Origin of the sequence: Campylobacter sp. W0066.2 (assembly GCF_024723515.1) — a bacterium.
GTDB lineage: Bacteria > Campylobacterota > Campylobacteria > Campylobacterales > Campylobacteraceae > Campylobacter_D.
Genome location: NZ_JANQCV010000023.1, coordinates 1 through 7,493, shown reverse-complemented (window position 1 = coordinate 7,493; position 7,493 = coordinate 1). Strand labels below are relative to the sequence as shown.

The following is a 7,493-nucleotide window of genomic DNA, read 5'->3' as shown; positions in this document are numbered from 1 at the left end:
AAACCGGAAGATTAAGAGTAATAAACGGATATGGTAATTTATATTTTATAGAAATATAATTAATGAGTAAGAGGTGTTATAAATGAGTGATATATCTATTTTAGATTTTTTGTTGAAGAAGTATAATGACATTAAATGCAAAAAAAATGATAGTTGCATTAAACTTCATTATCAATATCATAATGTAAGAGTAAATCTATATTTTAATGGTTATGATAAAAATTATCCTTCATCTTTTATGATATTGTCAAACGAAAAATCTTATTACATTACTACATTTAATGTTGATCATTTTGATGAAAAAAATCAATATTTAAAGGAAATTCCAGATCCTATGCTTAATCTTATTAAAGACAATAATGGTAAATTAATTTCTTTTTATAATGAAATGAGAATACAAATAAAAAAAGGTAACTTTGAAAATATTAATTGTGGATATGGGAAAATATTTACTGATATTATAAAAGTCAATAAAAACAAAGAAACTGTAAAACCATTTTTTCATTATTTAAGAATAGGACAAATGTCATCTAAACATTTTAAGAAGTTGAGTTATAGTACGAATTTATCAAAAGAGATTCTTATGAAAATTCAACGGGCAGGATTTACTATTGTAACTACAAGTAATTTTCTTGAAGCAAAAGATTTTTCTGCAGAATTAAAAAGGTGTAACATTAAATAATTTTTACAGTATAATCATTCTAAGGCTGATTAACCAAAGGGTTCCCAGCCTTTGATTAATCAAATCTTGCCTTAGAAAGAAGGTGAGAACCTTGAATAATCATATTCTAGTAATTATTATACTACTATGTATAATAATAGTCAAGGCTTATTAGCTTTGATTTCCCCCTTTTTTTTAAAGGGGATACTAGAAACCCTTTGGCTTTTTTTATTCTAACAAGGAAAAACAATGAAAAAACTCTTATTTATTCTATTGCTCTCATCTTTATCTTTATTAGCTAGTGATAATTTTAATGAGAGCAAAAAAGAATTAGTTAAGCTATATGAGAGCTTAGGTAGTACTTATCAATATGATTTTTATTGTAATGCTCCATTTAAATCAAATAAAAAAGGAAAATACACTAAGTTTGAAGTAGTTAAAAGTGATTTATACACTCCACGCAATGAATATACTAAAAAAGGAAAAATCAATCAAAGAGCAAAACGCATAGAATGGGAGCATATTATGCCTGCACAAAATTTTGGAAAACATTTACCTTGCTGGAGAGAAGGTGGTAGAAAAGCTTGTCAAAATGATCCACTTTTTACCAAAATGGAAGCTGATAAACAAAACCTAGTTCCTGCTATAGGTGAAGTTAATGGTGATAGAAGTAATTTTAGATATGCTGAGGCTCCTTTGAATTTAGAATATACTCAATATGGAAATTGTAAAGTATATACAGATTTTAAAGCAAAAAGATTTTATCCTGCTAATTATTCTAAAGGCTGGATTGCAAGAAGTTATTTATACATGAGTAAAACATATAATATTAGATTATCAGATCAAGAAAGAAAACTTATGGAATCTTGGGACAAACAATATCCTATGAGTGAAAAAGAAAGGATTATAAGAGAAAAGTCTGGTAGGTAATAAATTTATTTAATCACAAACTAAAGAAAAAATAATTATAATTTTACTTTGCTTTATAAAAACAAAATTATTCAACTACTGCAATATCTAATTTTTTATTCACACAATCATTTAAAAAAATATTGATTAAAATTTGATAAGGTACGCCTTTTTTCTTAGCCATTTCTTTAAAATAATCAATAACATTGCCACTTAAATTAATAGTTACTTGTCTTTTTAATTCTTTATCTACATATGGATTTCTAATTGCATTTTTAAAATCTATTTCTTTTTTCATTTTTGATCCTTGTATTGTTTTTTTTCTTTTGCAGTTGCTTTTCGTGCTGAAATAATGCGTATTGTGTCGCCTTCTCTATAGCAATGAACCACAAGCAAAATTCTTTCTTTATTACTAACTCCTAAAAGGTAAAATCTTTCTTCATCATCTGAATGATCTTCATCAAACACAACCAAGCCATACTCATCTGCAAATACTGACTTTGCCTCATTAAAATCAACATTATGCTTAGCGATATTTAATCGCTCTTTTACTTCATCCCATTCATAATTCATATTTTACCTTATAATTATAAGGTAATTATATCAAATATAATCAAAACATAACTTAAAAACTCACAAAAAAAATAATAAAAATCTTAAACTGTATAAAAATGAAAAAGTTTAAAGAAGCTTTTATGTAAGAAATTTTCCTTTTAAATATAATTTGGCAATTTTAAATTAAAAGGAGGTTAAAATGGAAAAAATTGTTATCTTTATGATAACTCTAAGTGCTCTCATCTTAGTCATTAAAAACTAAGATGAGAACTAATTTCTTAAAAAACATTTTAAAAAAACCCTGCTTAGTTTATCCTTAAAACATAAGCCTTCATATTATTAGCAGGGTTGAGGGCTTGTTATAAAGATATCTTTTTTATATAATATTATTTTATCTTAAAGCTCTAAAAGCTACATCAGCTAAAAATTTACTTCTATTGTTGCTTACTTGATCTATTGCTTCTACTAGACTTTTTGGTAATGTGATATTAATTCTAACTTTTGATTCTTCATTAAGTGGTTCTTTAATATAATCTCCCTTTTCGAGCATTAAAGAAATAGCAGATTTAAAGGCTTCTTTTACATCTTCTAAAGCTTGTATTTGTGTATCACCATCTCCCATGATATATGGAAAATCTTTGTATCGAGCAAAATATCCTCCCCCATCTTCATCACTTAATTTTTTAATGATGATTTCATAAGGTAAATTCAAGTAGTATTCTAAATTTTTCATTCTTTACTCTCTTCGATTGCTTTTAATACCATTTTTACATATATTGCCTTTATAGGTCGTTTAAATGGTATAGTAATTAAATCACACCCTTGTTTTCTAAATTGATAGTGTGATCCTCCTTTATTAAAACATTCGTAACCGAAATCCTCTAGTAGCTTTTTAAGAATTTCAAAGCGAATATTTTTAGGATTGTTTTTTAATTCTTTTATCAACTTATCTTTATTGCTCATTAAAAACATTTTAGTGTGTATTATACACACTAAAACTTAAAAATTAATTTACTGGTTTAGCATTAAAAGCGTGAGCTATATTAATAATTCACGCTTATATGGTTAATGTTGAGTTTGAGGGGAATTAATTGGGGATTTTGTGAAATACTGTCTTTCAATATCAATCAAGCTAAAATTAATTATTTCACTGATACGATTTCTCATAATCAAAAAAAGAAGAAAAATTGATAGAAATAGCATTATTATTAAATAATTATACCAATATGCCTTACCATTAACTATGAAAAAAATTCTATTAATTTTTTCGCAGCATTTTCTTCTTCTTTGCTAAATTTAGTATTTTTATCAACACTTGAAGTTAAAATTTTAAACATTACGCGATAGCTACTAAAAAAAGACAAAGAATCTTTTAAGATTTTTTCTGTTGCAAGTCTTATTTTTTCATTATCAGAATTTAAAAAACATTCAATTTGAGGTTTTAACTTTTGAAATTCTCTGCTGGCTGAAACCAAAGAAAATGAAAATAAAGCAAAAGCTGCTGTTAAGATAAAAGCTGTGATAATCATTATTTCCCCTTTCTTTTTTTCTAAAAATTATACTCTACACTTTTACTATTTGTAATTTGAAAAATTTTAACAAGAGTCCAGCAAAATATCGCAATTATTACTATTATAGATATAAAACAAATATTATTTTGTATCGTTTGAATTAAATTTGGTATAGCTTGACCAAATGCTGTGTCAGTTTGATTAAAATCTCCAGCAATTTTTACCATATTGTATTCTGTCATCATTTTCCTTATGGTATATTTTTAGTAAAAATACACCATATTATACTTAAAAAGTTAGCATAACTATACCATATTATTTAAAAATTAAGCAAAAATATCAAATTCAATTGAAGTTTTGTTATTATGATGATCTAGCTTAAATCATATTTTCAATATATTATGTGCTTATTTTTAGTGGTAAAATCATATTATTTACCACTAAAGCTTTATGAGGTTAGTATGTATTATTATTTATAAAAACAAATCCTCTCTTGCTCCATGCAATTTATACATTTCAATATTTCTTATAGTTTTAGGCGTAAAAACAACTTGCACATACATATTAACTCTTGTATCTGTAAGTTTCATTTTTGCATAATTATTTTCTATGGCATGAGCTGTTGCTATCATCTTTTTATCAAAATAAGAAATGATGTTATATCCTAATAATAAATCTCTTAGCTCATCTTCTTTTATATCACAAACTTTAGCAACTTGCGTAAAAAGAAAATTGCCTCCTCTTTGAAATACATTTCTTAATCTTTCATTTTCAAGTTTTAATCTTTCTACTTCCATTCTTAGATATTCGCTTTTATCTAGGTATTTTAAAGCTAACAATAAAGACTCTTTATGTGAAATGATATTAGAAGCTATTAGATTATTATCATGATTGTAATCATTATCTTTGCTTTTATAATAACCATGTTTTCTAATACTTGGTAAAACTTCTTTATTTACCCACATTCTAAAAGGCTTAGCTTTAGGACTTCTTGAATTATTCATCACATAATAAAGTTGTGCCTCATCTATCATGGTAAATTCTTTTATTCCAAAACCAGTATCAAAGCTGTATAGATTTAATCTAGGTAGCTCAAATTCCCTTAATATAGCATTTTTAACATCTGTCGTATCTTGTATTTCTAAAATCTTGCAAACATCACTTAAGCAAAACATTGTTTCATTATCTTCATTTGTTATAATTCTAACTTGCTTATCATTGAAGTTTAAAGATAGGCTATTTTCGCCCTCATGATTCTTTTCTTTGTTAAACTCCACATTACCTTGATGACTAAGTAATGAGGGCTTAATTTCTTCATTATTTTTATGTATGTAGTTATGGAGTAGGTTAGGTATTATATTTTTATCTATATATGATAAAAATTCTAAACCTTCTTTGGTTTTAAATTTTCTAATAAGTTTTCTAAGAGAGTAATATTCTACATATACTTCTTCACAATCATATAGGTAAAATTCTTTAAATGTTTTAAATTGAGCTTTTTCTAATTCATCTTGTTGAAAGCTTTGTAGATAATATATTAACTCATAATTATCATTATCTAATGACAAGATTTTCTTAATGCAAGCAAAAGAAAAGAATATTTTATTATAAATAACTACAATATCTAAGTTATATTCTTTGTAAGAAAAACCATTACATTCAGGATATTTAGTATTAGGATTTATAATAGAATTACCATTTATAAAATCATCAAATTTATGCTCATTATTTTTTACTAAAGTAGTGTCTATAAACTCATCATCTTGCTTTTTGCTAATACATTCTTTTGCGCTTATTGTGTGTTGCTTTTCTTTAACTATATCTATTTTAAATGCTTTTTTTGTATCTACCTTTGGCAATTCCTTGACTGTTTTTACTTCTTGCGTTTGCATATCTTTTAAGTGTAAAGGCAAAACTTCATTAATCCATTGCTGAACATGGGTAGTATTGATAGGTTTTTTCTGTCTATCATTTATCATCTTTAAAAGATACATACACTGCTCTAGACTAAAGAATTTTACAGGAATTCTATTTTTTAATTTAGATGAGCTAACATTGTATTGTTTATAGCACTTTTTACCAAATTTTTGCTCTAAAAGATAGGTATAATAGCTATTAGAATTAATCTTTAATATGCCACAAAATATATCTTTAAAACTAAGCCAAACTTCTTTTTCATCATAAACTATTCTTACTGTTTTATCATCAAAATTTAAAAACTTAAAAATCATTTTTCATTCCTTTATTTAGCATGAGATTAAAAGATCATCTGTAAAAATTAAAGCAAAAGAATAGTCTTTATTGTTATTTAGTTTTAATTTTAGACACTCATTAGCCTCATAACCTAAGTTATAAATTATTTTTATAGTTTTTATAAGCGCATAGTTTTGATTAAAATCATTATGTATGTTATTAGCAATATCTAAAAAGTCTTGATTGATATATTCAAACAAATATTCCTCATCTGGGTCAATGGATATTTTATTAATTGTGATATTTTTATTAGTGATAATAAAAAAAACAATATCTAGCAATATATCTATGCGCTTGTTTTCATTATTTGCATTCTTGAAGTCTTTAAATAGTTGAAATAGGGCTGTTGTTGAGTTTGATTTTGTTGTTTGTGAAGTGTTTTTTAAAGCAGGTGTTAAATCAAAAAATACTGATCCCCCCCCCCATACGGTGTGTAAATCTTTCATGGTTTTCCTTTGTTTTAAAAATTAGTATTTTTGGAATTTTAACATAAAAATGAATAGTTTATATAAAAATATATTTTTTGAGCATTATTTGATATTATTGTCGCCAAAGGGTTTCTGTATCTTAAAAAAAGGGGAAATCAAAGCTAATAAGCCTTTGACTATTATACATAGTAGTATAATAATTACTAGAATATGATTATTTGAAGTTCTCATTTATTCATTCTAAGGCAAGATTTGATTAATCAAAGGCCGTTGCCCTTTGGTTAATCAGCCTTAGAATGATTATACTGTAAAACACTTTACAGCCAAATTTATTTAATTTCAATCCTCAACAATTAGACAATCAAACGAATTAAGTTCATTTATAATTATTTTTTCAACATCTTTTCTTAAATCAATAAATAGAGCATTTGCATCGATCTCATCTAAGTTGTTTTCTACCCATTCTATGATATTTCTTTTGTCTTTTTCACTTAAAATTAAAGAGTATGATTTAATATTTTTTAGAGAAATTTTGAATTTCTTTAACATGCTTATAAAATCTTTTTTACTTATTGTTGTGTGGCTTAATTCTATCTTGTTTAAGTGTTTGATAAACAAAAGAAGAATTAAAAGCATTTTCTCTCTGTTTCCACTCCAGCTTTCACTTAATTTCTCTATAAATCCTACACCTTTGAGAGAACGAATATGTTTAGATATTTTTTGAAGTTGCATATTTACAATGTTTGATTTTAAAAAATCATTTAAGCCATTTTTTAGCTGTAATTCATGTGTAAGTCTATTGTAATTTCTAAGATTTCTATGTAATTCCATATCTTCTAAATTATTTGCTAGTAGCTCATTTGGACTAATTTGAAAATACTCACATATTTTTAGTATTGTAGGAAGTGTAATATTGTTATTTCCTTTTTCCCACATACTTACTGTTTTTTGTCCTACATTTAAAATTTTGCCCAACTCTTGTTGTGTTAATTTATGTCGTTTTCTTAAAAACTTAATATTTTCTTTTATCATAATAGAATTATCCTATATAAAAATTATTAAAATAGTATAATATTTTTATATAAAGTATGATAAAAATATTATATGTTTTTAAAAAAAAGCATTTATAATTCTAAAAATAATATATAGAAAATATAAAAATTAAAAACTATTTGC

Annotated in this window: 11 protein-coding genes; 2 read left to right on the top strand and 9 right to left on the bottom strand. The window is 25.1% G+C overall.

All coding sequences use genetic code 11. The features are described 5' to 3' along the window. Window positions 1-82 precede the first annotated feature (82 nt). Window positions 83-682, top strand: a complete 600-nt coding sequence (locus CAMP18498_RS07660) for a DNA repair protein Rad50 (protein ID WP_214099666.1) — start codon at window positions 83-85, stop codon at window positions 680-682. A gap of 228 nt (window positions 683-910) precedes the next feature. Continuing rightward, window positions 911-1,591, top strand: a complete 681-nt coding sequence (locus CAMP18498_RS07655) for an endonuclease (RefSeq protein WP_337198236.1) — start codon at window positions 911-913, stop codon at window positions 1,589-1,591. 67 nt (window positions 1,592-1,658) lie between these two features. On the opposite strand, the gene CAMP18498_RS07650 is transcribed toward CAMP18498_RS07655, so the two are convergent. From CAMP18498_RS07650 to CAMP18498_RS07610, 9 genes are all read right to left on the bottom strand, one after another. Next, window positions 1,659-1,868 carry an antitoxin gene (locus CAMP18498_RS07650; RefSeq protein WP_139452091.1) on the bottom strand — a complete coding sequence of 70 codons (210 nt, stop codon included), beginning with the start codon at window positions 1,866-1,868 and terminating at the stop codon, window positions 1,659-1,661. Continuing rightward, window positions 1,865-2,143 (bottom strand): BrnT family toxin, encoded by a 279-nt coding sequence (locus CAMP18498_RS07645; RefSeq protein ID WP_147574770.1) that lies wholly within the window; start codon window positions 2,141-2,143, stop codon window positions 1,865-1,867. Before CAMP18498_RS07645 ends, CAMP18498_RS07650 begins: the two co-directional genes overlap by 4 nt. A 373-nt stretch (window positions 2,144-2,516) precedes the next feature. Beyond that, complete coding sequence (locus CAMP18498_RS07640; protein ID WP_257913150.1) at window positions 2,517-2,858, bottom strand: type II toxin-antitoxin system HicB family antitoxin; 342 nt, start codon at window positions 2,856-2,858, stop codon at window positions 2,517-2,519. Next, entirely contained in the window at window positions 2,855-3,088 is a 234-nt protein-coding gene (locus CAMP18498_RS07635; protein WP_039667043.1) for a type II toxin-antitoxin system HicA family toxin, read from the bottom strand. Before CAMP18498_RS07635 ends, CAMP18498_RS07640 begins: the two co-directional genes overlap by 4 nt. 278 nt (window positions 3,089-3,366) lie before the next feature. Continuing rightward, window positions 3,367-3,654 carry a hypothetical protein gene (locus tag CAMP18498_RS07630; protein WP_337198235.1) on the bottom strand — a complete coding sequence of 96 codons (288 nt, stop codon included), beginning with the start codon at window positions 3,652-3,654 and terminating at the stop codon, window positions 3,367-3,369. 20 nt (window positions 3,655-3,674) lie between these two features. Beyond that, the gene (locus tag CAMP18498_RS07625; RefSeq protein WP_337198234.1) at window positions 3,675-3,878 is read right to left on the bottom strand and encodes a hypothetical protein; all 204 of its coding nucleotides are present in this window, start codon (window positions 3,876-3,878) and stop codon (window positions 3,675-3,677) included. 231 nt (window positions 3,879-4,109) lie between these two features. Then, the gene (locus CAMP18498_RS07620) at window positions 4,110-5,867 is read right to left on the bottom strand and encodes a BRO-N domain-containing protein (RefSeq protein ID WP_337198233.1); all 1,758 of its coding nucleotides are present in this window, start codon (window positions 5,865-5,867) and stop codon (window positions 4,110-4,112) included. 15 nt (window positions 5,868-5,882) lie between these two features. After that, window positions 5,883-6,335: a hypothetical protein gene (locus tag CAMP18498_RS07615; protein WP_337198232.1), complete on the bottom strand. Its 453-nt coding sequence runs from the start codon at window positions 6,333-6,335 to the stop codon at window positions 5,883-5,885. A gap of 321 nt (window positions 6,336-6,656) precedes the next feature. Beyond that, window positions 6,657-7,349, bottom strand: coding sequence for a helix-turn-helix transcriptional regulator (locus tag CAMP18498_RS07610; protein WP_337198231.1), 693 nt, complete (start codon window positions 7,347-7,349; stop codon window positions 6,657-6,659). Window positions 7,350-7,493 lie beyond the last annotated feature (144 nt).